Genomic DNA, 24166 nt, shown 5'->3' with positions numbered 1-24166 from the left:
GGTTACCCGAAAGCGGATGCTTGTTTATTTCAACGTCTGGGCTTAGTTCTGCACCAGTTTGCACTGGCTCTCAGACAGTGGACGGTAGGCTTCTTCGGCGGGAATGGTGCTGAGGATTTCGTAAAGATCCCATTCACCGGTGGATTCTTCCGGCGTTTTCACCTGGGCCAGGTACATGTCATGGATCATGCGGCCATCTTCACGAATACTGCCGTTGCGCGCGAAGAAATCGTCGATCGGCATCTCCGCCATTTGCGCGCGAACAGTTTCCGGGTCGTCGGTACCAGCCGCTTCAACGGCTTTCAGGTAATGCGTTGTGCTGGAGTAGATACCTGCCTGCACCATGGTCGGCATGCGCCCTTCTTCCTCATAGTAGCGCTCCGCCCATTCACGTGACTGGTCGTCCATGTCCCAATACCAACCGGTGGTCAGCAGCAGATTCTGGGTGGCTTCCAGGCCAAGCGCGTGAACATCGTTAAGGAAAATCAGCAGGCCTGCTAATTGCTGCCCGGACTGCGTCAGGCCAAACTGGCTCGCCGTGGTAATGGCATTGACCGTATCAGAGCCCGCATTCGCCAAGCCCACAATCTTGGCACCTGACCCCTGGGCCTGAAGAATATAGGAAGAAAAATCATTGGTCGGGAAAGGATGTCGGACGCCGCCTACAATTTCACCGCCGCTGGCTTCCACTACGCTTGTCACATCGGCTTCTAGCGCGTGACCAAAGGCATAATCAGCCGTCAGCAGGAACCAGCTGTCGCCGCCCTGCTCAACCACCGCTTTAGCGGTACCGTTGGCCAGCGGATAGGTATCGTATACCCAGTGAATGTGGTTAGGCGTGCAGTGCTCGTTGGTAATACTCGACGCCGCTGAGCCGGAGACGATGGCTAGGCCATTGTTCTCTTCAATTATATTACTCACCGCAATCGACACTGACGAAGCCACTAACCCGGCGACTAAATCGACGTTATCCTCGTCGATCCATTCGCGTACCGCGTTGGCTCCCACGTCGGCGCTATTGCGGTCGTCGGCACTAAAAACCTCAATGGGCGTACCATTGACGCTGCCACCGAAGTCTTCAACCGCCATTTCCAGCGCGGTTAAACCACCGGGGCCAGCCAGGTCACGGTAAGTACCCGACATATCAGCCAGGTAGCCAATGCGAATTTCGTCGTCGCTCATTTGTGCCTGAGCGGCAGAGGCCATAAGGCTGGAAGCTGCCGCCGCGGTAACGCAAATAGTTAGTGCTTTTTTGTTGAATATCATGCTGTGCTCCTGGCTCTAGAGAGCCTTTGTTGTTGTGATGCAGGCGAAGTATCAAGCGTGTTTGGTCAAGCATGCGGCTTGTGAGCTAACGCTAAAAAGCCGTGTCGAGTTATACCCCCAGCATTGAATTGAGGTGCTCACGGCGGGATGGCAGCTCGGCTGCACTGATTTCCTCGACGATCTGCCCGTGTTCCATCACGAAGTGGCGATCCGCCAGGGGTGCGGCAAAACGAAAGTTTTGCTCCACCAGCACAATGGTCATGCCGCGCGCCTTGAGCTGTTCCAACACCTCACCGAGCTTTTGCACAATCACCGGCGCGAGGCCTTCGGTGATTTCATCCAGCAACAGCATGCGCGCGCCGGTGCGCAAAATACGCGCCATCGCCAGCATCTGCTGTTCACCGCCGGAAAGCCGGGTGCCCGGGCTTCTACGCCGCTCGTAGAGGTTAGGAAACATGGCGTAAATTTCGTCGAGGCTCATGCCGTCAGAACGTACGGTAGGCGGCAATAAAAGGTTTTCATGCACATCCAGGCTGGCAAAAATGCCGCGTTCTTCCGGGCAGTAACCAATCCCTAGGCGCGGGATATGGTGCGGCTTCATGTGCAGCGTTTCATTGCCATTGATGACAATCGAGCCGGAACGCCGCCCCACCATGTTCATGATCGATTTCAGGGTCGTGCTACGCCCGGCGCCATTACGACCCAGCAAGGTCACTAGCTCACCGCGTTTTACGTCGAAATTGATGCCGTGAAGGATATGCGACTCACCATAAAAAGCGTGCAGATCCTGAACACGCAGCATTTCCAGGCCTTGTACATTATCGATAGGTGCCTGCGCTTCAGCGGTATTCATACGGCAGCCCCCTCTTTTTTAGAACCATCCTCTTCGGCGGCGTCGCTGCCCATATAGGCTTCGCGCACTAGCGGATTACGGGAAACGTTGTCGTAGTCGCCCTCGGCCAGCACGGCGCCCCGCGCCAGAACGGTAATACGATCGCACAGGCGGCTTACCACGCTCAGGTTATGCTCCACCATCAAGACCGTGCGGCCTTTCGATACCCGCTTGATCAACGCCACGATACGGTCGACGTCTTCTGCGCCCATGCCTTGAGTCGGCTCGTCCAACAACATCATGGAAGGGTCAAGCGCCAGCGTGGTGGCAACTTCCAATGCCCGCTTACGCCCGTAAGGCATCTCAACGGTTAGCGTATCGGCATACTCGCCAAGCCCCACTTCTTCAAGTAATTCAAGGGCACGCTCGTTGAGGTGATCCAGGGATTTCTCAGACTTCCAGAAATGAAACGAGGTACCCAACTTACGCTGAAGCGCCACCCGCACGTTTTCCAGCGCGGTCATATGGGCAAATACGGCTGAAATCTGGAACGAGCGCACCAAACCCAGTCGAGCGATTTCATTGGATTTCATCGAGGTAATGGCGTCACCCCGATAGAGAATCTCCCCGCGAGTAGGCGGTAGAAATTTGGTCAGCAGGTTGAAGACCGTGGTTTTGCCCGCTCCGTTCGGCCCTATCAAGGCGTGGATATGCCCTTCCTGTACCTGGAGATTGACATCATCCACCGCCGTAAAACCGCGAAACTCTTTAGTCAGCCCGCGCGTTTCGAGAACGGGCACTTTGCGAACATCGTCTGCACACATGAAGTGGTAAGCCTCTTGTTGTTCTTGTGCTGACTTAGAAGCCCCTGACTCACGATGGCGTGCTTCGTGTTTCAGTGACTTCTTTACACCAGCCTCTACTTGCAAGAGCAGAATTCGTTAGCTGGCAACATATTCTTACCTTAACGTAAGGTGTAGGTGCAAACTAGCAACCTCTGTCAGGTAATTACAATTACAACTTTGGTCTACGCAGAGGAATAGCGCCCACCATGTTTTAAAAATATAACTGTCAATTCAGACTATTGGCCACTGTTATCGGCAACTCAAGCAAAACAAGATATGCTTTACGTTAACGTAAACTTGTTTTAGCCTCATGGTCAGTGTTCCATAGGGGCATCCCCTTATTGAAGAGAACGTCACCATGAGCAAAACCTACTCGATCAGTGAATTGGCCAACGAGTTTGACTTGACCACACGCAGTATCCGTTTTTACGAAGACCAGGAGTTGCTTCACCCCACCCGCCGTGGGCAAACCCGCGTCTACAGCAGCAAGGACCGGGTGCGGCTCAAGCTGACCATTCGTGGTAAACGCCTTGGCTTTTCACTGGCCGAAATCCGCGAGCTGTTCGAGCTCTGGGACGAAACCCGCAGCGGCAGTAAAAAGCAGCTGAATTTAATGCTCAGCAAAATAGCCGAGCGCCGCTCTGCGCTCGACCAGCAGATGAAAGACATCACCATGGTCCAGCTTGAGCTCGAAAGCGCCGAAATTCGCTGCCGCCAGGCGCTGGAAGAACTGAATCAAAAACAACGCGAAGAAGAGCAGACGGAAACCGATACATCATCGCCATCTTCATCCGCGACCACGCATTGAACAGATAACGGCACTGCATACCGCCAGCATGCTTACCAACGCAATTATCATCACAATGAACAACAGGTGATTGACCATGTTTTCACACTACTCAGAACTCAATTTTGGCCTAGATGACGAGCTGAATATGCTGCGCGAGCAGGTCAACGCCTTTGCCGCTAGCGAGATTGCCCCCCGCGCAGCCGAGATTGACCAGAGCAATGAGTTTCCCAACGACCTATGGAAGAAGTTCGGCGATATGGGCTTGTTGGGGATTACCGTCTCTGAAGAGGATGGCGGCAGCGGCATGGGTTATCTCGCCCACTGTATCGCCATGGAAGAGATCTCGCGGGCCAGCGCGTCGGTGGCGCTCTCCTACGGCGCCCACTCCAACCTGTGCGTCAACCAGATCAAGATCAACGCCTCTGCCGAGCAGAAAGCCAAGTACCTGCCCAAGCTGATCAGCGGTGACCACGTGGGTGCCCTGGCCATGTCTGAACCCGGTGCGGGCTCCGATGTGGTCTCCATGCAGCTTCGCGCCAAAAAAGACGGCGACCACTACATCCTCAACGGCAACAAGATGTGGATCACCAACGGACCGGATGCGGATGTGCTGGTGGTCTACGCCAAGACCGACCCCGACGCAGGTTCTAAAGGCATCACCGCCTTTATCATCGAAAAAGGCATGCCCGGTTTCTCCACTGCCCAGAAACTCGACAAGCTGGGCATGCGCGGCTCCAACACCTGCGAGCTGGTTTTCCAGGATTGCGCCGTGCCCGCCGAGAATATTCTCGGCGATGAGGGCAAAGGCGTTCGCGTACTGATGAGCGGGCTGGACTACGAGCGTACCGTCCTGGCCGCCGGTCCGATTGGCATCATGCAGGCCGCCATGGACGTGGTGCTGCCGTATATCCACGAGCGCAAACAGTTCAACCAGTCGATTGGTGAGTTCCAACTGGTGCAGGGCAAGGTAGCGGATATGTACACCACCCTGAATGCCTGTCGCGCCTATTTATATGCCGTCGCGGGCGCCTGCGATCGCGGCCAGACTTCACGCAAAGACGCCGCCGGAGTGATTCTCTACTGCGCGGAAAAGGCGACCCAGGTGGCGTTGGATTCGATTCAGCTACTCGGTGGCAACGGCTATATCAACGAATACCCCACCGGGCGCCTGCTGCGTGACGCCAAGCTGTATGAAATTGGCGCAGGGACCAGCGAGATTCGGCGGATGCTGATTGGCCGCGAACTGTTCACTGAAACCCTTTAACGAAAATCAGCAGGGCTGCGCCATGAGCACTATCAATAGCCAAATCAATCCACGCAGCGATGTGTTTCAAGCCAACGAAGCCTCGATGCTTGGTGAAGTGAGCAAACTCCGCGAGCTGACTGCCGCCATTGCCGAGGGCGGCGGTGCCAAAGCTCGCGCGCGTCACCAAAGCCGCGGCAAGCTGTTTGTCCGTGACCGTATCGATCACCTGATCGATGAAGGGTCACCGTTTCTAGAGTTTTCCGCCCTGGCGGCTCACCATATTTACGACAGCGAGATTCCGGCGGCAGGCGTTGTGACGGGCATTGGCCGGGTGTCCGGCGTCGAGTGCGTGATCGTTGCTAACGACGCCACGGTGAAAGGCGGCACCTACTTTCCGCTCACGGTGAAAAAGCATATTCGCGCCCAGGAAATCGCCCGCAAGCATCGCCTGCCGTGCATTTACCTGGTCGATTCCGGCGGCGCCTTCCTCCCCCGTCAGGATGAAGTCTTCCCCGACCGCGACCATTTCGGTCGCATCTTCTACAACCAGGCGACGATGTCCGCCGAGGGCATCCCGCAAATTGCCGTGGTCATGGGTTCCTGCACCGCGGGTGGCGCCTACGTGCCTGCCATGGCGGATGAGTCGATCATCGTTAAGGAACAGGGCACGATTTTCCTCGGCGGCCCACCCCTGGTAAAAGCCGCCACCGGTGAAAGCATCAGCGCTGAAGACCTGGGCGGAGCCGACGTACATGCCAAAGTCAGCGGCGTGGCCGACCACTACGCGGAAAACGACGCCCACGCACTGCAACTGGCCCGCGCCTGTATCTCCCGACTGAACTGGCAAAAGCGCGGCCAGCTCGCCATGCAGGCGCCAAAGCCACCCAAGCTCGACCCTTCCGAGCTATACGGCATTGTCGGCACCGACCTTAAAAAACCTTATGACGTGCGCGAAGTGATTGGCCGCATTGTCGATGACTCCGACTTCGACGAGTTCAAGCGCTACTACGGCGACACCCTGGTCACCGGCTTTGCCCATATCCACGGCTACCCGGTGGGCATTGTGGCCAACAACGGCGTGCTGTTTTCGGAAAGTGCCGTGAAAGGCGCGCACTTTATCGAGCTCTGCGCCCAGCGCAAGATTCCGCTGATCTTCCTGCAGAACATCACCGGCTTTATGGTCGGCTCCAAGTATGAGCACGAGGGCATCGCCAAGCACGGCGCCAAGCTGGTGACTGCCGTGGCCTGCGCCAAAGTGCCCAAGTACACCGTACTGATTGGCGGTAGTTTCGGTGCCGGTAACTACGGCATGTGCGGCCGCGCCTATGACCCCAACCTGCTGTTTATGTGGCCCAACGCGCGCATCTCCGTCATGGGTGGCGAGCAGGCGGCGGGCGTACTGGCTCAGGTCAAGCGCGAACAGCACGAGCGCGACGGCCGCGAGTGGAGCAAAGAAGAGGAAGAAGCCTTTAAACAGCCCACCCGCGAGCAGTACGAGCACCAGGGCCATCCCTACTACGCCAGCGCCCGCTTGTGGGACGACGGCGTAATTGACCCGCTGCAAACCCGTGATGTGCTCGGCTTGTCCTTAGCAGCCGCCATGAACGCAGAAGTCGAAGAGACGCGCTTCGGCGTGTTCCGGATGTAAGGGGCAATCACCATGGCTTATTCAACACTGATGATTGAAAACGGCGTGGCGCGCCTGACCTTAAACCGCCCCGAGGTGCATAACGCCTTTGACGACAGCCTGATTGCCGAGCTTAACGCGCACCTTGGCAAGCTAAAAACGCTCGCTGAAGCGGGTGAGGTGCGCGTGGTGGTGCTGGGCTCCGAAGGCAAAAGCTTCTCGGCGGGCGCGGATTTAAACTGGATGAAGCGCATGGTCGATTACGACCTGGAGGACAACCTCGCGGATTCCCGCAAGCTCGCCGCGTTGATGCACGGACTCGATACCCTGCCCTGCCCCACGCTTTGCCGAGTTCAAGGCGCTGCCTTTGGCGGCGCAGTGGGCCTCGCGGCCTGCTGTGATGTGGTGATTGCATCCGGGAAAGCCAAATTCTGTCTGTCCGAAGTCAAGATTGGCCTTTCGCCGGCTGTCATCAGCCCTTACGTTCAGCGAGCCCTTGGTGAGCGGCAAATGCGCCGCTATGCGCTCACCGCCGAGGTGATGGATGCCGAAACCGCCCTTAAGCTCGGTTTAGCCCATCAGGTGGTGGAGCATGAAGCATTAGACAGCGTCGTCGACGCCATGCTGGCAACGCTGTTAGCGGGTTCGCCCCAGGCCCAGCGTGCCACCAAAGCGCTGATGACCACGGTGGCTCAAGCGCCCGACAGTGATGACACCCGCGAGCATACCTGCCAGGTAATCGCCAATCTGCGCGTCAGCCACGAGGGGCAAGAGGGTTTATCCAGCTTTTTTGAAAAGCGCCGCCCGGATTGGACGTCACCTGAAGAACACAATAACGCTGCGGAGCCACGCTCATGACGTTTACCCCAACCAAATTCGACACCTTATTGGTCGCCAACCGCGGCGAAATCGCCTGCCGGGTGATGCGCACTGCGCGCCGCATGGGTCTGAAAACCGTGGCCGTCTACTCCGACGCCGATGCCAGCGCTCGTCACGTGCGTGAGGCCGACGAGGCCGTGCGCTTGGGTCCAGCCGCTGCGCGGGAAAGCTACCTCAATATTGATGCCGTGATTGACGCCGCCAAACGCACCGGCACCGGCGCGATTCATCCGGGCTACGGTTTTCTTTCCGAAAACGGCACCTTCGTTAAGGCGCTTGAAGAAGCGGGCATTACCTTTGTCGGCCCGCCGGCTTCTGCGATTGCCGCCATGGGCGATAAATCCGCCGCCAAAGCGCGCATGGCCAATGCCGGTGTACCGCTGGTACCGGGCTACCATGGTGACGACCAAAACGACGCCCTGCTTCGCACCGAGGCTGACCGAATCGGCTACCCGGTCATGCTCAAAGCCAGCGCGGGGGGTGGCGGCAAAGGGATGCGCGTTGTCGAATCGGGTGATGGCTTCCAGGCCGCACTGGACGGCTGCCGCCGTGAGTCCAAAGCCGCTTTCGGCGATGACCGCATGCTGATCGAGAAGTACCTGGTTCAACCACGCCATGTGGAAGTCCAGGTATTCTGCGACCGTCATGGCAACGGCGTTTACCTGTTCGAGCGTGACTGCAGCGTTCAGCGTCGCCATCAAAAAGTCATCGAAGAAGCCCCCGCTCCCGGCATGACGGCGGAACTGCGCAGTGCCATGGGCGATGCTGCGGTGCGTGCCGCAAAAGAAATTGGCTACGTGGGCGCGGGCACTGTGGAGTTCCTATTAGATGCGGATGGGTCGTTCTACTTTATGGAAATGAACACCCGCCTGCAGGTCGAGCACCCGGTCACCGAGATGATCACCGGCCAGGACTTGGTCGAATGGCAGCTGCGCGTTGCCATGGGCGAACCGCTCCCTTGCACTCAAGATGCATTGACCATTACCGGGCATAGCTTTGAGGCGCGTATTTACGCCGAAGACCCGGACCAGGATTTCATACCCGCCACCGGCCTACTCACCCGCTTTGCACTGGATTTAGAAGGTGCGGGCTTGAGCGCAGACCAAGTACGCCTGGACAGCGGTGTGGAGAGCGGCGATGCCGTCTCCATGCACTACGACCCCATGCTTGCCAAGTTGATCGTGCACGGCCCCGACCGCGACTCGGCGCTGGCGACACTGAACCGGGCGTTGGCAGCGTTAGATGTTCAAGGGGTTGTGACCAACCGCGCCTTCTTGATGCGCCTGGCGACCCACCCCGGTTTCAAGAACGTGGAGCTGGATACGCGCTTTATCGAGCGCAATGAAGCAACCCTATTTGCACCCCGCCGCCACAGCATGGAGGCCTACGCCAGCGCGGCGCTGATTGGCTTGCATCAACTCGCCCAGGAGTGTGAAAGCGATTCGCCCTGGGATCGCCACGACGGCTTCCGCCTCAACGCGCCCCACACTATTCGCATCGCGCTGTGTGATCCAGCCGATGTCAACGCCGCTGACAGCGACGAGGCAGTGGTGATTGTGGAAGGCAAACGCAGCGCGGGCGAAGCGCTATGGAACCTGACCATTGGCGGTGAAACCCTCACCGCCAGCCTGCAACCGCTAACCGGCGATGCGGTCGCCGTAACCCTGAACGGCCACCGCCGCCGCTTGCAGGCACGTCGCGATGGCCATGTGGTCGTCATGGCTGACCCCAGCGGCGAAACCCGCCTGTTCTGGCGGCGCATCGATGCCATCGACCACGGTCACCACGAAGCGGAGTCTACTCTGACTGCGCCCATGAACGGCACCGTGGTTGCATTACTGGTCGAGCCCGGCGCTGCCGTTGAAAAAGGCATCCCGCTGATGGTCATGGAAGCCATGAAGATGGAGCACACGATGACCGCCCCCGCCGATGGCAGCGTAGACACCTTCCACTTCCAGGCGGGTGACACCGTCAACCAGGGCGATGTGCTTCTCGACTTTGCGGCCAATGAATAAGGAGCCTTTCATGGCATTGCCAACCTCCGTCAAGCTGTTCGAGATGGCCCCCCGGGACGGCCTGCAAAACGAGCCGGGGGGCATCGTGCCGACCGCGACCAAAATCGCCTTGATCGAACGGCTGGCCAAGGCGGGTATGACGCATATTGAAGCCGCCAGCTTTGTGTCGCCCAAGTGGGTGCCGCAAATGGGCGACGCCGTCGAGGTGATGGCGGGCATTGAGCGCCAGCCCAGCGTGGTCTATTCCGCGTTAACGCCCAATCTGAAAGGACTGGAGAACGCTCTCACTGTGGGGGTTGAAGAAGTCGCGGTGTTTGGTGCCGCGTCAGAAGCGTTCTCGCAGAAAAACATCAACTGCTCGATTGCCGAGTCGCTGGCGCGCTTCGAACCTGTTCTAGAGCGCGCCCGAGAGGCCGGCGTGCGCGTTCGCGGTTATGTTTCCTGTGTATTGGGCTGCCCCTACGACGGCGAGATTGACCCCACAAAAGTGGCTGAAGTGGCCAAGGCGCTCTATGCGATGGGCTGCTACGAAATTTCACTGGGCGACACCATTGGCGTAGGTACGCCACTGGCCGCCAAACGCATGATTGAGGCGGCTCGCCAGCAGGTGCCGATTGAGTTCCTGGCGGCTCACTTCCACGACACCTACGGCATGGCGCTGGCCAATTTGTACGCCGTGATGGAAGAAGGCGTCAGCGTGATTGATGCCGCCACGGCAGGCCTGGGCGGCTGCCCGTATGCCAAAGGCGCCTCCGGCAACGTGGCCACCGAAGACGTGCTTTACCTGCTAGAAGGGCTGGGGATCGAAACGGGTATCGACCTACAGGCCGTGATTGATACCGGCTACTGGATTACCGGCGAGTTAGGCCGCAAACCCAGCTCTAAAGTCGCCCTGGCAAAAGGCCGCGCCAGCTCATAACAAACAACAAACCGTCGCGGCCCTCGCTCGGACAAGACAATAATATTTGGAGAGATACCATGGCATCATCTGCACTTACGCTCCCAAGCTACACCAGCAGCACCGCCGACAAGCCACTGCTGGGCATGACTATTGGCGATAAATTCGATCAGATCGCCGCGCAGTACCCGGATAACGACGCCTTGATTGCGTTGCACCAGAATATTCACTGGTGCTACCGCGAGCTTCAGGAAGAAGTCAATCGCTGTGCCCGCGCCCTGCTGTCCATTGGCGTCAAAAAAGGCGACCGCGTGGGTATTTGGGCGCCCAATTGTAGCGAATGGACTGTTACCCAATTCGCCACCGCAAAAATTGGTGCCATCCTGGTCAATATTAATCCTTCCTACCGTACCCACGAGCTGGAGTACGCGCTGAATCAATCCGGCGCACGCTTTTTGGTAACGGCCAACAGTTTCAAAACCTCCGACTACAGCGCCATGCTGTATGAACTGGCGCCAGAGCTTAACACCTGTGCCGAAGGCAAATTGACGTCACAAAAGCTGCCAGAGCTCGAGTGCATAATTAACTTGGGTGCCGATAAACACGCTGGCATGTGGCGTTGGGCCGACATGATGGAAGAGTCTCGCCACGTCAGCCAAACCGACGTTGACGACCTGCAGGCCACACTTCAGTTCGACGACCCGATCAACATTCAGTACACCTCCGGCACCACCGGCTTCCCCAAAGGGGCGACGCTCTCCCACCACAACATTCTCAACAATGGTTTCTTCGTTGCTGAAAGCATGGGCTTTACCAGCGAAGACCGCCTGGTGATCCCGGTGCCGCTTTATCACTGCTTTGGCATGGTAATGGGCAATCTGGGCTGCATGACCCACGGGGCCGCCATGATCTACCCGGATGAAGGCTTTGACCCCGGCAGCGTGCTCAAGGCCGTGCACGAACAGAAAGCCACCGCGCTGTACGGCGTGCCCACCATGTTCATCGCCGAGCTTGACCACCCGGACTTTGCAAGCACCGACCTTTCGTCACTGCGCACCGGCATCATGGCGGGTTCGATCTGCCCCGCCGAGATCATGAAGCAGGTTATCAGCAAGATGAACATGAAGGGCGTACAGATCGCCTACGGCATGACCGAAACCAGCCCGGTATCCACCCAGACCGGCGCCGACGACAGCATTGATAAGCGCGTTTCGACCGTAGGACGTACCCAGCCGCATCTGGAAACCAAAATCGTTGATCCTGGCAACGGCGGTATTCTGCCCCGCAGTGAAATCGGCGAGCTGTGCACCCGTGGCTACAGCATCATGCTCAAGTACTGGAACAACGATAAAGCCACCGCGGAGGCGATTGACGAGGCGGGCTGGATGCACACCGGCGACCTCGCCACCATGGATGAGGAGGGTTACATCCAGATCGTCGGTCGCATCAAAGATATGGTGATTCGCGGGGGCGAGAATGTTTATCCCAAGGAGATCGAGGAATTCCTTTACGCCCACCCGGCCATCTCCGAAGTACAGGTCACCGGCGTGCCAGACAAGAAGTACGGCGAAGAGCTGATTGCCTGGGTGAAGCTCAACAGCACTGCTGATGAGGTCACCGGGGAAGAGCTGCGCGAGTACTGCAAGGGCAAGATTACCCATTTCAAGATTCCGCGCTACTTCAAATTCGTCGATGAATTTCCGATGACTGTCACCGGCAAAATACAGAAATTCAAAATGCGCGAGATTTCCATTCAAGAGCTCGGGTTAGACGACTAGCGGCACGCGCTGGCGACTCGTCTAGCGAAGGAGCATCAACAATGGATTTTCACTCGCCCCTGGTCACGCATTACCAGCAGGCACTGCGTGATCGCGAAGTGCTGGAGCAAATCCGGGCCCATTACCCAGACGGACCAACGCTGCCCCAGCTCGCGCCCCTGGACCAACTGCATATTGGCGGCATGGCGGCGTCCGCCAGGTTGCTGAACCTGATTGGCCCTGTTGACTCCGTGCGCGTGCTGGATATTGGCGCAGGCCTCGGTGGGCTAATGCGCCAGGGAGCGGCGCTGGGTTATCACATGGTCGGCCTTGACCTCACCCATCGGTTTAACGTGCTCAACCAGGCACTTAGCGCGCTAACAGGCAGCCCACCGCTTATCTCGGTCACTGCTGACGCCTGTGCATTGCCGTTTGAATCGGGGTGTTTCGATGCGGTCGTCTTCCAACACAGCCTGCTCAACATGCCGGACGCGGCCAGGGTGATGGACGAGTGTCACCGCGTGCTGAGCGCTAACGGCCAACTGGTGATGCACGAAGTGATCAGTGGCCCTAACGTGGCAGACCTTGTCTATCCCGTACCCTGGGCAGCTTCGCCAGCGCATTCCCACCTACTGACCCAGGATGCATTAGTCTATCTGCTCGAATCGAAGGGCTTTCACATTCAACACCTCGACGACTGGAGCGATACGGCGCTTGAATGGCGCCAACGCCAACGACACAAAGAGCAGACGCCACGGACGGCGGTCCTCTCGCCGGCGTGGGTTTTCGGCGACCGCTTTACCCAAATGGGCAAGAACTTGGTCGAAAACCTGATCAATGGCGCAATTAAATTGGTAGAGATCAAGGCCAGTTGCTACTCTGATTAGATCTGCCTTTTCATTACGCTTCTTAGGTGTAAGAAAAATGCCAATGAAACGCTTGGCAAGCACCCTCCTCTTTTGCGCCGTGCCGTACGCTGGCGCCTATGCTGACGAGCTCGCGCCCGCCACATCGTACGCGTTGCCGCAAAGTGAATTAATGCAGCTGGACAATGGCGTCATCCTCGAAGGCAGCGACCTGAGCAGTATCGACAGTTATACAAGCGGCTTTCGGTTAACCGCTGGCTTCAGCCCATGGCAGTTGCCTCAGCTGGATATCGGCGCTGAACTGGCCTACCGCGAGAGCGAAGAAGTCCCTATCTCATCAAGTATTAAGCCGTTGATCATGGACACACTCAGTCTAGGCGGCGCTGTGGTAGCAGGCATACGCATGGGGGCATTCAGCGTTTACGCCAAATCAGGCCTCACTGAATGGCGCGGTGAAAGCTACCGGCCAATGCAGGACATCGATGAAAGCGGCACCGCCCTACTGCAAGGGTTTGGTGCTACCCTAACCGTCGACCGTCTCGTCAGTCGCCTGGAATACGAGCGAATCGACGACCCCACCCTTGATCATCTCAATATGCTCAGCGCCTCATTGCATCTGCCCTTTTAACGATTTTTCCCATAGCCTACTTCACGTTCTTGTAATGACCCATTTATCTGTAAGCGATCTCTTACACATGTAAGAGATCGCTGTGACGTGCCCTGCACGGGTTGCGCTTCGCTTCTGGCTCGCTATTCTGACCGTTTCTCATTAAGCAGATAACGATCCAGGGAGTGGCATTATGTCTCAACGGATGGAGGCAGATAAGACGGGCCTGCAATTCACCCTAACGCTACCGGGGGTGGATGATGTCGCGGTGATCGACTTCACTCACCGCGAAGCGCTCTCCCAGCCCTTCGAGCTGGCACTCAACCTGGCCAGCCGCGATGGCAGTCTGGATGCTGCCGACCTCCTGGATCGTGAGGCTTCATTGACCATCTGGCAGGACGGCGAGCCGCTGCGCCGGGTGCACGGCATTGTCAGCGAGTTTGGCCAGGGTGACCGCGGTCATCGACGTACCTTCTACTCCCTGGTACTGCGCCCGGCGCTATGGCGGCTTTCGCTGCGCCACAACTCGCGGATTTTTCAGAAGACCGACCCGCTGACCATCATCAATACCCTGTGCGACGAACGCGGTATCCGCGACGTGGCCTTTGCGGTCACCCGCGAGCTTCCCGAGCGCGAATACTGCGTTCAGTACCGCGAGACCGACCTCGCCTTTATCGAGCGCCTGGCCGCCGAAGAGGGGCTTTTTTACTTCCATGAGTTTGAAGACAGTGACGCAGGCGCTCACCGGCTGGTGTTTGCCGACGACTCGCAGGTACTCACGAGCCTGGGTGAACGCACATATCACAGCCGCGCCGGTGGCACCGCGCCCACACGTCATGTGCGTAAGCTCAGCCATACCGCCCGAGTGGCGAGTTCGTCCGCCACGCTCAAAGACTACAGCTTTAAAAATCCCGCCTATGCACAACTGCACGATCACCTGGGCCACGGCGTCGAGCAGAACGGGCAGCAAGTGGATTACGATCATTACGACTACCCCGGTCGCTACAAGCAGGATGCCTCCGGCGAACCCTTTACCCGCATTCGCCTGGAACAGCTGCGCCGGGAAGCCATTACCGCCAGCGCCGAAAGCGACTTGCCCGAAATCGCCCCCGGCTTGCGCTTTAGCCTGACGGATCACGACACCGATAGCCTCAACCGCGACTGGCAGGCCATTGAATTAAGCCACTTTGGTGAACAGCCCCAGGCGCTGGAAGAAGATGGCATCACGCAGGGTGACGCTGCCGGGATGACCCGCTACCACAACCAGGTCACATTGATTCCCAGCGACGCTCCCTGGCGGGCGACCCCTAACCCCAAACCCCGCGTCGATGGCCCCCAGGTGGCCTTTGTGGTCGGCCCGGAAGGAGAAGAGATCCACTGTGACAAGCACGGCCGGGTCAAGGTCCAGTTCCCCTGGGACCGCTACGCCGAACCCAATGAAACGGCGAGCTGCTGGGTGCGGGTTGCCCAGGGCTGGGCAGGCGGCGGCTACGGCAGCATCGCCATCCCCCGTATCGGCCATGAGGTGATCGTTTCTTTTCTGGAAGGCGATCCCGACCAGCCGCTGGTTACCGGGCGAACCTATCACGCCGTAAACACCGCGCCGTACTCGCTGCCGGAACACAAGACACGCACGGTGCTGCGCACCCAAAGCCACAAGGCCGACGGCTTCAACGAACTGCGCTTTGAAGACCAAGCGGGCGAAGAACAGATCTGGCTCCACGCCCAGAAAAACCTGGAGCTACTGACGCTCAATGATCGCACCGAAGAGATCCGCCGCGACAGCCATCTCAAGGTGCACAACGACCGCATCAGCGAGATCGACAACGACGATCACCACACGGTGCATAACAACCGCCACACGAAGGTAGATGGCGACGACCACCTGATGATCGACGGCACCCGCCATGAAAAGGTTGGCCGAGCGCAGCTGCTGGAAGCCGGGCAGGAGGTACACCACAAGGCGGGCATGAAGGTCGTGATCGAAGCAGGCGCCGAAATCACCCTCAAAGCCGGCGGCAGCTTCCTGAAAATTGACCCCAGCGGCGTCACCATTGTAGGCCCGCAGGTCAAGATCAACTCCGGGGGCAGTCCCGGCAGTGGTAGCGGGCAAGCCGCGCAGGGACCGCAGTTGCCTATGGAAGCGGAGACAGAGAGCCACCAGGTCGTTGCACCTATCAAGCATTCCGCCCAGCTTAAAACCCTGCTAAAGGCGCCGCCAAGCTGTGAGATTTGTGAAGATACGAGCCAGGGAAATAGCTAGATGGAACGACCCCAGGCAATAACACATGCATTGGTTGACGGCATTCGTTACCCCAATGCGCTCCAACGCTTGTATAGCCGCAATGACGTTGACGAGATTGAGCCCCTCTACTTGATGACCCGCTGGTCATCGTTGGCTGAGCAGGGGCCAATCCTGGTTCGTCTTAAAAGCAATGGCTTGGCGGAGGAAGCTTACGCTAACGACGCAAGACTATATCGTTCGCTTTCGTTACTGAGCAGCCCCGCAAGCACTGGCGACTTGAGCAGTCACCTGGTTCAGTTTGTGACATTTAAAGGGGAAGAGGGGCAAGAGCAGCTATTGCGCTTCGGTGACCCCCTGGTCACTAGGCACTGGTTGGGCAGCTATGGGAATGCCCTCCCGGCGGCGCTCATGGGGCCCATCGATACATGGTGGGTAGCGGACTGGGCGCCGGACTGGGCCGAGCCGCGTCCCATCATATGGCAGGCATTCCGGTCTCAAGTGAGTTCAGAGACAACGACGACGGTGTCGGCAGATGCTTTTCCACCCATGGGGCGCGACCAGCTAACGGCCCTTGAGGCGGTGATACGCTGGCAGCTCAAGGAGCGCCTGACAGACTACTTCAACGAGCACGCGGCCGAGGCGTGGCAAACCCTCCCTACCGGAGGACACGGCCAATGGCTTGATGACCGTTTAAACGATGCCATTGCCTGGGGGGCTAATACCGAACGTCAAATGGCGATCTGGGTAGCGCTTAGTTTGTTCTGGGGCAACGACTTTATGACGGCAAACGATGGACTATATGCCCGCTGGGCGCGGCACTCGCCCAACAAGACTCGCCTCTCCCGGCAAGATCAGCTGAATGCCCTTGATGCCTGGAGATGCACACCGCCTATTAATGCTTCTCAAGGCATCCATAGTCACGAATCACTTTCCTAAGCCCCCTTTTTGCGACGAGGACACCCATGGCTAACACGGATGCACAGGCCCAAGCCCGCAACGCCCAATTTGATGAAACGCCTTTTGGTGCCGGTGTCTGTCCCCTGCTCACCGAGGTCACGCTTTTCCCAGTCCGCTATGCCATTGATGAATCACCCGCCGAGGCAGAGGCGCCGGCGCCACACCCGATCGATACGCACTGGCAGGGGCCAGGCTATCCCGCTATCGAAACTCGTGGCTACACGCTTCGCCAGCTGCGGGATGGATGGCTCTATGTCTGGGTAGAGGAAGGAGGAGAGCAACGGCTTGACGAATATCGCGTGGAAGGCGCCACGTTCAGCGGAGCCCCTCACCTCACTTACTCGACGCGTGCGTCGCTGGCATTGGCTTACTCACCGGTGCAATGGACCGAGCGCATTCGCAAGTACATGCTGGAAAATACCGACGCGCGCCAGCGCCTGATGCTCCCGGCGAACCTGATGGCGGCGTTGAACGCCACTGCCGACGGGACCTCATTCTCTGCCCACGTAGGGCCTTTAACCCAACTCGCCGACCATGTGGCTGATATCACCCCCAATGGGGCGGCCGATGGTTTTACCACTACCACCGTATCGACCGTTGAGCGTGATAGTGGCGCCGAAAGCAGCCAAGCCGACGACGATAGCGTCTACGAGCTGCTAACGGTCAAGCCTGAAATCACTCAGGACAGCGTACTGGCTAAGGTGGACCGTCACGATGAAGCACTCTTTATCGCGCTTGATGACGATTTAGGGATTGTCAACGACCTGGCCATGGCGCTTGTTGGCCGCGAAATGGAGCTTGAGGCTTTTCTGGATGAACACGGGCATCGATTAGAGATGGCGTCGGTCACGCAGTTGTTATGCGGGCCCGACGATAGCGAACTACCTGAAGACGTACGTGACGATCCAGAGCGACATCGGCAGGCCCAGGATCTGCTTCAGCAGCGGCTGGAAGCCCTCGAGGCCCAGGAACTATCTAACGCCGTTAACCGCGGCTCACCCTTTGGGCAGCAGGGCTCCACCCTACAGCGCCATCATGAAGAACGGCTTGAAACGATCGATTCCAATTTAGCCGCCATGGGGATTGAACCGCCAAACCGAGAGGACCTGGATGCATGGAAAAGCAAGCGTCCATGGCGTGAGGATGTGTATCACGACGAGGCTGTCGAGTTTCTTGCCTCGCACGAACCCAAGCTAGAACGGTTGCGCAACCATGTGCATGCCAGCCTCAGCGATATCATCGTCTGGCTTGAACGGTTACCCGCTCAAGCAGATGAGCTCTTTTATGACAACTGTGATGAGACGCAAAGCCAGTGCCTGATGGAGTTCGTCGCCTTAATCGCGGACGCCGTTGGGGCGAACGAGGCAGGCCGTGAATGGTTAACCCGCACTTTCCGTGAGCGCGATACGTTGGTTGGCACCGGCCCATTCAACTTTTCTCCAGTGTTGGCACAAGCACTGGATCTAGTGTCGGCTCAGTGGCTGGCATCCGGTGACCCAGATGATCAAGCGCTAAGCATCGAACTGGGTGATGCGCTGAACATCGGTAATGTGGCCGTTAACCTTGACACTGTCCTACGTTACCAACACGTGCAGCAATCGGCCGTTTTTAAAGCGTTGGCACCTCCCGTCAAAGACGCCTTCTCCGTACTCAAACAAGTCGCTGCAGACGCGGGCAAGGCGAGTTGGCAATCTATCGCCTACCATGCGCTTCCCGCTGCCGGTGCGGGTGCACAAGTCGCCTCGAAGCAGTTAGCCCGAAACCTCTCGATCACCATGGTGGTGGCCTTCGTCCATCCGGATAATGACGGCCTTTATTTAGAACGAGACGACGCCGCACGCGCACAGCACCGCCGCTGGCGACGTGCTATGCAGCGCTTGTCGCAGTCAAAGGCAAATCTTACGGGCAAGTTAAGCATGCCCATGTCACCTGGTGCGCGCGCCAATACGCATCGTGACATCGCTCGTCTTGAGCAAGAGCACCGTTTGCTAGCGCTAAACGAACCCAAGCGCTTCACTGCAGGGGGCGGCAGCCAAGCGCGCGCAGGCGTGCTGGCTGACCTTGGGTTTGGTGAACTTCGCGAACAGCACCGGCAGCGGCTAGGCCGGGCAGCGGGAAACGCAGCTGCCGTGCGGGAGCGCATGCAGCGCTGGATAAATGCCCGTGGCATCGGTGGGCTACCATTATTGATAGCGGCGATTAACCTCGTCAATGTGACCAATACCCTGCTTGATGCGGAAAAAGACGGCGTTGATCGCGAGGAGATGACCGCCCTTGCCAGTCAGGGAAGTTACGCCACCTCTGCCGTGATGTCGCTTTGGGTCATGCCTTACTGGCAGCGGCATGCTAATCGTAAGGCAGCATTTGGTAAAAGTACTTTAAAAGTTACGCAAGCTGGAAGTCAGCGCTGGCTGAAAGTTGCGGAAAGCAAAGAGTTTTCTCGCCTAGCTGGGCGATTGGCTAGTCGCATTGCCGGTTTAGCCGCCTTTGCGACGATTGGAGCGGGGGTAGAGTCTTGGCAAATATGGCAGCAATTTAATAGCTCAACCGCTGATGATGAGCGACGTGCGTTATTAGCAAAACTTACCATGACTGGAGCTATGACGGGTGTTGGTATTGTCCAGTTGGGTGGCGCGCTTTTAGGGCGCTGGCTTGCGTTTGGCTGGATTATGGCGCCCTGGGCTGGGTGGGCAATGCTCACTCTCAGTGTTGGTTATCTGTTGTTCTCGTTATTGGCAGAAAACTACCGTCGCGAAGGCATACGCTTATGGCTTTATCAAAGTACCTGGGGTAGAGCCAATAAGTGGTCAGGGAGTGATGATGATAATGGTGCAGAACTGCGCGCCTTGAATGAGGCGTTGCTTGAACCTTCACTCAAGCTAACCCCCGTTACCACTCTGGGAGCTGAGTTCGACACCTCCCGCACGATGTCCCCCTACTCCCCGGGTAGACGCGTGCCCATCATACAAGGCTACTGGGTACAGTTGGCCCTCCCCGCCAGTCTGTCGGGAGAAACCATCACTATATCAGAGCGATTGGCGGCCGGGGCTTGGACCCCCTCGGATAGCTTTCAAACCACGCCGCCATCGGAAGTACCTCTGCAGCTACAAGAGTCTGTTTCCTACAACGCAGACGATCCGCTACGAGTATGGCAGGCGTGGTTGTCCGTGGATCAACTTCCCAAAGGCCAGCCATTCCTGATGGAAGTTATCTATGACGAAGCGATCTACAGCGATAGCCAGGGAGCTTTGCGCTTCCCCTTCTATGAAAAAGAGCCCAGCCATAAGAGTGGTGTTGTAGAGATCAATAAGCGTTATCAATACACAGATAGCTCAGCGACCCTATCTCTGACACTACCGACTACCTGATTAATAAAAGAGAGCATTCACCATGTGGTTTATCCAACCCAAGCGAGACTATGTAGCAGAAATGCCCTGGAAGCATGCTGATGAACCAGCGGTCATGACGTGGCAGGTTCGTGCACGTGATTACAATACGTTTATTGCTAATTTATATTTTGTTTTTATTTTCATGGTTTCCTTTGCCGTGGCGGGGGGGCTTTTCTTAGCTATGTTTTCATATAATGAATCTATTTTTTATTCATTTTTTCTAGGTGGAGGAACTGGATTTTTTGTTTTATTAATAGGAATGAGTATAAGTCATCAAACGGCGATCATTGTTTATCGTTTAACCGATAAGCGCATCGAGGTGTTTTCCTGGAAACCACAGATTGACTCGGTCAAGCCGGTGATGAAATGGACGGCCATTATTTCCGGTGTGGGGGTGTTGTGTTTGGTGTTTATTAATCCTGACTTTATTATCGCCGCAATTGGCCCGGTTGGAATTGGCGTGATGGCGGCTTTGATGGGTAATTCTAAAGGCTATCAATCGATGGCCCGTAACCAGATGGAAGATGATGTTGCTTGGCGAGATGCGCAGAATATCTATGCTTATTCAAAGAGAAGCATCATTGGTTTGAACTTATACTGGCAGCATCCCGAAACGGGAAAGGAAATGAAAAACTTTGTAAAAGCCATATTTATCCCTAAAGAAAAATATGACGAAGTTTTGAGCTATCTTCAAAAAGAAATTCCTGATGTCCCTGTTATAGAAGGGAAGTTTGACGTCTATCATGTTTGATTTTGGCGATGTTGCTTCGCCTGACCAAAAGGCGCTAAAGCTATCACCCAGGTGCAGCCGGCTTTGCCCGCCAGTTTGTCGGGGCGGGGGAAACCATCACTATACCCGAGCGATTAGCGGCAGGGTCTTGGGCCCCCTCGGATAGCTTTCAAACCAGACCGCCATCGGAAGTGCCCTTGCAGCTACAAGAGTCTATTTCCTACAACGCAGATGATCCGCTAAGGGTGTGGCAGGCGTGGTTGTCCGTGAATCAACTTCCCAAAGGCCAGCCGCTCCTGATGGAAGTCATCTATGACAAAGCTATCTACAGCGATAGTCAGGGGCAGTTGCGCTTTCCTTTCTATCAAGCAATGCCCAGCCAGGGGAATATCGAAATCGATAAACGCTACCGTTACACAGACAACTCAGCAAACTTACCTCTGACGTTACCGACTGCCTGATTGATAAAAGAGAGTTTTCACCATGTGGTTTATTCAACCCAAGCGGGACTATGTAGCAGAAATGCCCTGGAAGCATGCCGATGAGCCAGCAGTGATGACGTGGCAGATACGCACAAGAGACTACGACATATTTTATGCCAATTTAATGTTTTATATAATATTGGCTATTGCTACTGCAGGCGCAGTAGCTGTTTATTCTTTTAACGAACATTTTTTTCCTCATTATTATTGGGGGGAATTATGTTTGCTTTTCTCTTGCTCGTTGGCATGAGCATGACCCACCAAACGGCGATCATAGTTTACCGATTGACAGATAAACGCATCGAGGTATTTTCCTGGAAACCACAGATTGACTCGGTCAAGCCGGTGATGAAATGGACGGCCATTATTTCCGGTGTAGGGGTGTTGTGTTTGGTGTTGATAAAGCCTGATTTCATTATCGCCGCGATTGGCCCGATTGGAATTGGCGTGATGGCGGCGTTGATGGGGAACTCTAAAGACTATCAATCAATGGTTCGCAATGAAGAATATCATGAGATAGATTGGCCAAATGCAGAAGATATTGCTGTTTGGAGAAAGCGCTATCTGATTGGCCTGCGTTTTACTTGGTATAATGAAGATGGTTCACATTATTCTGTTTATAGCAAAGTTTATTGTCGTAAAAAAGACTTTGAGGAGTGTCTAGATATATTTAAGCAGCGTCTCCCGAATACACCCTATCGTGAAGGAAAGCTTGTTGTGCATTCGCATTTTGCGACACTGCCGGAATAGGCACTGCTGGCGTGGTGAGTTCACCTATGACCGGATGTAAAACTGAGCTTGCTATGTCGCTCATGCTTCCACCTTTCCTTTCTATCAAGCAACACCCAGCCAAGGACATATCGAGATCGATAAACGCTACCGTCATACAGACAACTCAGCAGGCTTACCTCTGATGTTGCCGACTACCTGATTGATAAAAGAGAGTATTCACCATGTGGTTTATTCAACCCAAGCGAGATTATGTAGCAGAAATGCCCTGGAAGCATGCCGATGAACCAGCAGTCATGACGTGGCAGATTCGTGCACGTGATTACAATACGTTTATTGCTAATGTTTTATTTTGTATAAACTTTATTATTTCATTCGCAGTAGGGTTTGCAGTTTTCTCTTTTAATGAGCCTAGTATGTTCTCGTTTATATTGGGAGCAGGTGGGGGGGGATTTGTCTTACTTATTAGCATGAGCATGACTCACCAAACGACGATAATTGTTTATCGTTTAACCAATAAACACATTGAGGTATTTTCCTGGAAGCCACAGATCGACTCGGTCAAACCGGTGATGAAATGGACGGCCATTATTTCCGGTGTGGGGGTGTTGTGTTTGGTGTTGGTAAATCCTGACTTTATTATCGCCGCAATTGGCCCGGTTGGAATTGGCGTGATGGCGGCTTTGATGGGTAATTCTAAAGGCTATCAATCGATGGCCCGCAACCAGATGGAAGATGATGTTACTTGGCGGGATGCGCAAAATATCTATGCTTATTCAAAGAGAAGCATCATTGGTTTGAACTTATACTGGCAGCATCCCGAAACGGGAAAGGAAATGAAAAACTTTGTAAAAGCCATATTTATCCCTAAAGAAAAATATGACGAAGTTTTGAGCTATCTTCAAAAAGAAATTCCTGATGTCCCTGTTATCGAAGGGAAGTTTGACGTCTATCATGTTTGATTTTGGCGATGTTGCTTCGCCTGATAAAAAGGCGCTAAAGCTATCACCCAGGTGCAGCCGGCTTTGCCCGCCAGTTTGTCGGGGCGGGGGAAACCATCACCATATCAGAGCGATTGGCGGCCGGGGCTTGGGGCCCCTCGGATAGCTTTCAATCCGCGCCGCCATCGGAAGTGCCCCTGCAGCTACAAGAGTCTGTTTCCTACAACGCAGATGATCCGCTACGAGTATGGCAGGCTTGGTTATCGGTGGAGCAACTTCCCAAAGGCCAGCCATTCCTGATGGAAGTTATCTATGACAAAGCGATCTACAGCGATAGCCAAGGGGCGTTGCGCTTTCCTTTCTATCAAGCAACGCCCAGCCAAGGACATATCGAGATCGATAAACGCTACCGTCATACAGACAACTCAGCAGGCTTACCTCTGACGTTACCGACTGCTTGATTGATAAAAGAGAGTATTCACCATGTGGTTTATTCAACCCAAGCGAGACTATGTAGCAGAAATGCCCTGGAAGCATACCGATGAACCTGCGGTCATGACGTGGCAGATCCGTACCCGAGATTACTATACATTCCCAGCCAATATCATTCTGCTAATAATGTCCTGCATCTCTATGATGTTGGGGCTTTGGTTTGCATTTGGGTGGGGGATTGAATCCATCGTTAGTAAAACGCTGTTGTGCGGAGGGGTTTTCTCATTTGGTGTACTCATTACCATGAGCATGACCCACCAAACGACGATTATCGTATATCGTTTAACCGATAAACGCATCGAGGTATTTTCCTGGAAACCACAGATCGACTCGGTGAAACCGGTGATGAAATGGACGGCCATTATTTCCGGTGTGGGGGTGTTGTGTTTGGTTTTTATTAATCCTGATTTTATTATCGCCGCGATTGGCCCTGTTGGAATAGGTGGGATGGCAGCGTTGATGGGGAACTCTAAAGGCTATCAATCGCTGGTTCGCAATGAAGAATATCATGAGATAGATTGGCCGAATGCAGAAGATATTGCGATTTGAAGAAAGCGCTGTCTGATTGGCCTG

At 55.8% G+C, this 24166-nt stretch carries 22 protein-coding genes; 19 read left to right on the top strand and 3 right to left on the bottom strand.

Annotated elements, in window-relative coordinates; genetic code table 11:
- Positions 1 to 42 precede the first annotated feature (42 nt).
- The 3 genes from HXW73_RS07295 to HXW73_RS07285 all read right to left on the bottom strand — a co-directional run bounded on the left by HXW73_RS07295 (position 43) and on the right by HXW73_RS07285 (position 2922).
- Entirely contained in the window at positions 43 to 1266 is a 1224-nt protein-coding gene (locus tag HXW73_RS07295; RefSeq protein ID WP_186255572.1) for an ABC transporter substrate-binding protein, read from the bottom strand.
- 109 nt (positions 1267 to 1375) lie between these two features.
- Complete coding sequence (locus tag HXW73_RS07290) at positions 1376 to 2119, bottom strand: ABC transporter ATP-binding protein (RefSeq protein ID WP_186255571.1); 744 nt, start codon at positions 2117 to 2119, stop codon at positions 1376 to 1378.
- Complete coding sequence (locus tag HXW73_RS07285; RefSeq protein ID WP_186255570.1) at positions 2116 to 2922, bottom strand: ABC transporter ATP-binding protein; 807 nt, start codon at positions 2920 to 2922, stop codon at positions 2116 to 2118. The genes HXW73_RS07290 and HXW73_RS07285 overlap by 4 nt, the downstream gene beginning before the upstream one ends.
- Positions 2923 to 3301: 379 nt before the next feature.
- On the opposite strand from HXW73_RS07285, the gene HXW73_RS07280 reads away from it, so the two are divergent.
- The 19 genes from HXW73_RS07280 to HXW73_RS07190 all read left to right on the top strand — a co-directional run bounded on the left by HXW73_RS07280 (position 3302) and on the right by HXW73_RS07190 (position 24142).
- Positions 3302 to 3751 carry a MerR family transcriptional regulator gene (locus tag HXW73_RS07280; RefSeq protein WP_186255569.1) on the top strand — a complete coding sequence of 150 codons (450 nt, stop codon included), beginning with the start codon at positions 3302 to 3304 and terminating at the stop codon, positions 3749 to 3751.
- 76 nt (positions 3752 to 3827) lie between these two features.
- The gene (locus HXW73_RS07275; RefSeq protein ID WP_186255568.1) at positions 3828 to 4997 is read left to right on the top strand and encodes an isovaleryl-CoA dehydrogenase; all 1170 of its coding nucleotides are present in this window, start codon (positions 3828 to 3830) and stop codon (positions 4995 to 4997) included.
- A 22-nt stretch (positions 4998 to 5019) separates the two neighbouring features.
- The gene (locus HXW73_RS07270; RefSeq protein ID WP_186255567.1) at positions 5020 to 6627 is read left to right on the top strand and encodes a carboxyl transferase domain-containing protein; all 1608 of its coding nucleotides are present in this window, start codon (positions 5020 to 5022) and stop codon (positions 6625 to 6627) included.
- Positions 6628 to 6639: 12 nt separating this feature from the next.
- Positions 6640 to 7464, top strand: coding sequence for an enoyl-CoA hydratase/isomerase family protein (locus HXW73_RS07265; RefSeq protein WP_186255566.1), 825 nt, complete (start codon positions 6640 to 6642; stop codon positions 7462 to 7464).
- Complete coding sequence (locus HXW73_RS07260; RefSeq protein ID WP_186255565.1) at positions 7461 to 9500, top strand: acetyl/propionyl/methylcrotonyl-CoA carboxylase subunit alpha; 2040 nt, start codon at positions 7461 to 7463, stop codon at positions 9498 to 9500. The genes HXW73_RS07265 and HXW73_RS07260 overlap by 4 nt, the downstream gene beginning before the upstream one ends.
- 10 nt (positions 9501 to 9510) lie before the next feature.
- Positions 9511 to 10419 carry a hydroxymethylglutaryl-CoA lyase gene (locus HXW73_RS07255; protein WP_186255564.1) on the top strand — a complete coding sequence of 303 codons (909 nt, stop codon included), beginning with the start codon at positions 9511 to 9513 and terminating at the stop codon, positions 10417 to 10419.
- A 59-nt stretch (positions 10420 to 10478) separates the two neighbouring features.
- Entirely contained in the window at positions 10479 to 12176 is a 1698-nt protein-coding gene (locus HXW73_RS07250; RefSeq protein ID WP_186255563.1) for an AMP-binding protein, read from the top strand.
- Positions 12177 to 12217: 41 nt separating this feature from the next.
- A complete protein-coding gene (locus tag HXW73_RS07245; RefSeq protein ID WP_186255562.1) occupies positions 12218 to 13042 on the top strand; it encodes a class I SAM-dependent methyltransferase in 825 nt (274 codons plus the stop codon).
- A gap of 37 nt (positions 13043 to 13079) precedes the next feature.
- Positions 13080 to 13649: a hypothetical protein gene (locus HXW73_RS07240; protein ID WP_446719002.1), complete on the top strand. Its 570-nt coding sequence runs from the start codon at positions 13080 to 13082 to the stop codon at positions 13647 to 13649.
- Between the two features lie 172 nt (positions 13650 to 13821).
- Positions 13822 to 15891, top strand: coding sequence for a type VI secretion system Vgr family protein (locus HXW73_RS07235; protein WP_240538733.1), 2070 nt, complete (start codon positions 13822 to 13824; stop codon positions 15889 to 15891).
- Positions 15892 to 16809 carry a DUF4123 domain-containing protein gene (locus tag HXW73_RS07230; RefSeq protein WP_186255561.1) on the top strand — a complete coding sequence of 306 codons (918 nt, stop codon included), beginning with the start codon at positions 15892 to 15894 and terminating at the stop codon, positions 16807 to 16809.
- Positions 16810 to 16835: 26 nt separating this feature from the next.
- Positions 16836 to 20198, top strand: a complete 3363-nt coding sequence (locus HXW73_RS07225; protein ID WP_186255560.1) for a T6SS effector BTH_I2691 family protein — start codon at positions 16836 to 16838, stop codon at positions 20196 to 20198.
- A 22-nt stretch (positions 20199 to 20220) separates the two neighbouring features.
- On the top strand, positions 20221 to 20970 hold the full coding sequence (locus HXW73_RS07220; protein WP_186255559.1) for a hypothetical protein: 750 nt from the start codon (positions 20221 to 20223) through the stop codon (positions 20968 to 20970).
- A 176-nt stretch (positions 20971 to 21146) separates the two neighbouring features.
- Complete coding sequence (locus HXW73_RS07215) at positions 21147 to 21410, top strand: hypothetical protein (RefSeq protein WP_186255558.1); 264 nt, start codon at positions 21147 to 21149, stop codon at positions 21408 to 21410.
- A 22-nt stretch (positions 21411 to 21432) separates the two neighbouring features.
- Positions 21433 to 21681, top strand: a complete 249-nt coding sequence (locus HXW73_RS07210; RefSeq protein ID WP_186255557.1) for a hypothetical protein — start codon at positions 21433 to 21435, stop codon at positions 21679 to 21681.
- 2 nt (positions 21682 to 21683) lie between these two features.
- The gene (locus HXW73_RS07205; RefSeq protein WP_186255556.1) at positions 21684 to 22181 is read left to right on the top strand and encodes a hypothetical protein; all 498 of its coding nucleotides are present in this window, start codon (positions 21684 to 21686) and stop codon (positions 22179 to 22181) included.
- 203 nt (positions 22182 to 22384) lie between these two features.
- Positions 22385 to 23122 (top strand): hypothetical protein, encoded by a 738-nt coding sequence (locus HXW73_RS07200; protein ID WP_186255555.1) that lies wholly within the window; start codon positions 22385 to 22387, stop codon positions 23120 to 23122.
- A gap of 278 nt (positions 23123 to 23400) precedes the next feature.
- A complete protein-coding gene (locus tag HXW73_RS07195) occupies positions 23401 to 23562 on the top strand; it encodes a hypothetical protein (protein ID WP_186255554.1) in 162 nt (53 codons plus the stop codon).
- Positions 23563 to 23584: 22 nt separating this feature from the next.
- Positions 23585 to 24142, top strand: coding sequence for a hypothetical protein (locus tag HXW73_RS07190; RefSeq protein WP_186255553.1), 558 nt, complete (start codon positions 23585 to 23587; stop codon positions 24140 to 24142).
- Positions 24143 to 24166 lie beyond the last annotated feature (24 nt).

This window comes from Halomonas sp. SH5A2 (assembly GCF_014263395.1).
Taxonomy (GTDB): Bacteria; Pseudomonadota; Gammaproteobacteria; order Pseudomonadales; family Halomonadaceae; genus Vreelandella.
The sequence above is the reverse complement of the archived record's forward strand: the minus strand, read 5'-3'. Positions and strand labels throughout refer to the sequence as shown.

What these genes read in the sequence shown, in the direction of transcription:
- HXW73_RS07295 (WP_186255572.1), bottom strand. Translation starts at nt 1,266, where the DNA reads ATGATATTCAACAAAAAAGCACTAACTATTTGCGTTACCGCGGCGGCA.
- HXW73_RS07290 (WP_186255571.1), bottom strand. Translation starts at nt 2,119, where the DNA reads ATGAATACCGCTGAAGCGCAGGCACCTATCGATAATGTACAAGGCCTG.
- HXW73_RS07285 (WP_186255570.1), bottom strand. Translation starts at nt 2,922, where the DNA reads ATGTGTGCAGACGATGTTCGCAAAGTGCCCGTTCTCGAAACGCGCGGG.
- HXW73_RS07280 (WP_186255569.1), top strand. Translation starts at nt 3,302, where the DNA reads ATGAGCAAAACCTACTCGATCAGTGAATTGGCCAACGAGTTTGACTTG.
- HXW73_RS07275 (WP_186255568.1), top strand. Translation starts at nt 3,828, where the DNA reads ATGTTTTCACACTACTCAGAACTCAATTTTGGCCTAGATGACGAGCTG.
- HXW73_RS07270 (WP_186255567.1), top strand. Translation starts at nt 5,020, where the DNA reads ATGAGCACTATCAATAGCCAAATCAATCCACGCAGCGATGTGTTTCAA.
- HXW73_RS07265 (WP_186255566.1), top strand. Translation starts at nt 6,640, where the DNA reads ATGGCTTATTCAACACTGATGATTGAAAACGGCGTGGCGCGCCTGACC.
- HXW73_RS07260 (WP_186255565.1), top strand. Translation starts at nt 7,461, where the DNA reads ATGACGTTTACCCCAACCAAATTCGACACCTTATTGGTCGCCAACCGC.
- HXW73_RS07255 (WP_186255564.1), top strand. Translation starts at nt 9,511, where the DNA reads ATGGCATTGCCAACCTCCGTCAAGCTGTTCGAGATGGCCCCCCGGGAC.
- HXW73_RS07250 (WP_186255563.1), top strand. Translation starts at nt 10,479, where the DNA reads ATGGCATCATCTGCACTTACGCTCCCAAGCTACACCAGCAGCACCGCC.
- HXW73_RS07245 (WP_186255562.1), top strand. Translation starts at nt 12,218, where the DNA reads ATGGATTTTCACTCGCCCCTGGTCACGCATTACCAGCAGGCACTGCGT.
- HXW73_RS07240 (WP_446719002.1), top strand. Translation starts at nt 13,080, where the DNA reads ATGCCAATGAAACGCTTGGCAAGCACCCTCCTCTTTTGCGCCGTGCCG.
- HXW73_RS07235 (WP_240538733.1), top strand. Translation starts at nt 13,822, where the DNA reads ATGTCTCAACGGATGGAGGCAGATAAGACGGGCCTGCAATTCACCCTA.
- HXW73_RS07230 (WP_186255561.1), top strand. Translation starts at nt 15,892, where the DNA reads ATGGAACGACCCCAGGCAATAACACATGCATTGGTTGACGGCATTCGT.
- HXW73_RS07225 (WP_186255560.1), top strand. Translation starts at nt 16,836, where the DNA reads ATGGCTAACACGGATGCACAGGCCCAAGCCCGCAACGCCCAATTTGAT.
- HXW73_RS07220 (WP_186255559.1), top strand. Translation starts at nt 20,221, where the DNA reads ATGTGGTTTATCCAACCCAAGCGAGACTATGTAGCAGAAATGCCCTGG.
- HXW73_RS07210 (WP_186255557.1), top strand. Translation starts at nt 21,433, where the DNA reads ATGTGGTTTATTCAACCCAAGCGGGACTATGTAGCAGAAATGCCCTGG.
- HXW73_RS07205 (WP_186255556.1), top strand. Translation starts at nt 21,684, where the DNA reads ATGACCCACCAAACGGCGATCATAGTTTACCGATTGACAGATAAACGC.
- HXW73_RS07200 (WP_186255555.1), top strand. Translation starts at nt 22,385, where the DNA reads ATGTGGTTTATTCAACCCAAGCGAGATTATGTAGCAGAAATGCCCTGG.
- HXW73_RS07195 (WP_186255554.1), top strand. Translation starts at nt 23,401, where the DNA reads ATGGAAGTTATCTATGACAAAGCGATCTACAGCGATAGCCAAGGGGCG.
- HXW73_RS07190 (WP_186255553.1), top strand. Translation starts at nt 23,585, where the DNA reads ATGTGGTTTATTCAACCCAAGCGAGACTATGTAGCAGAAATGCCCTGG.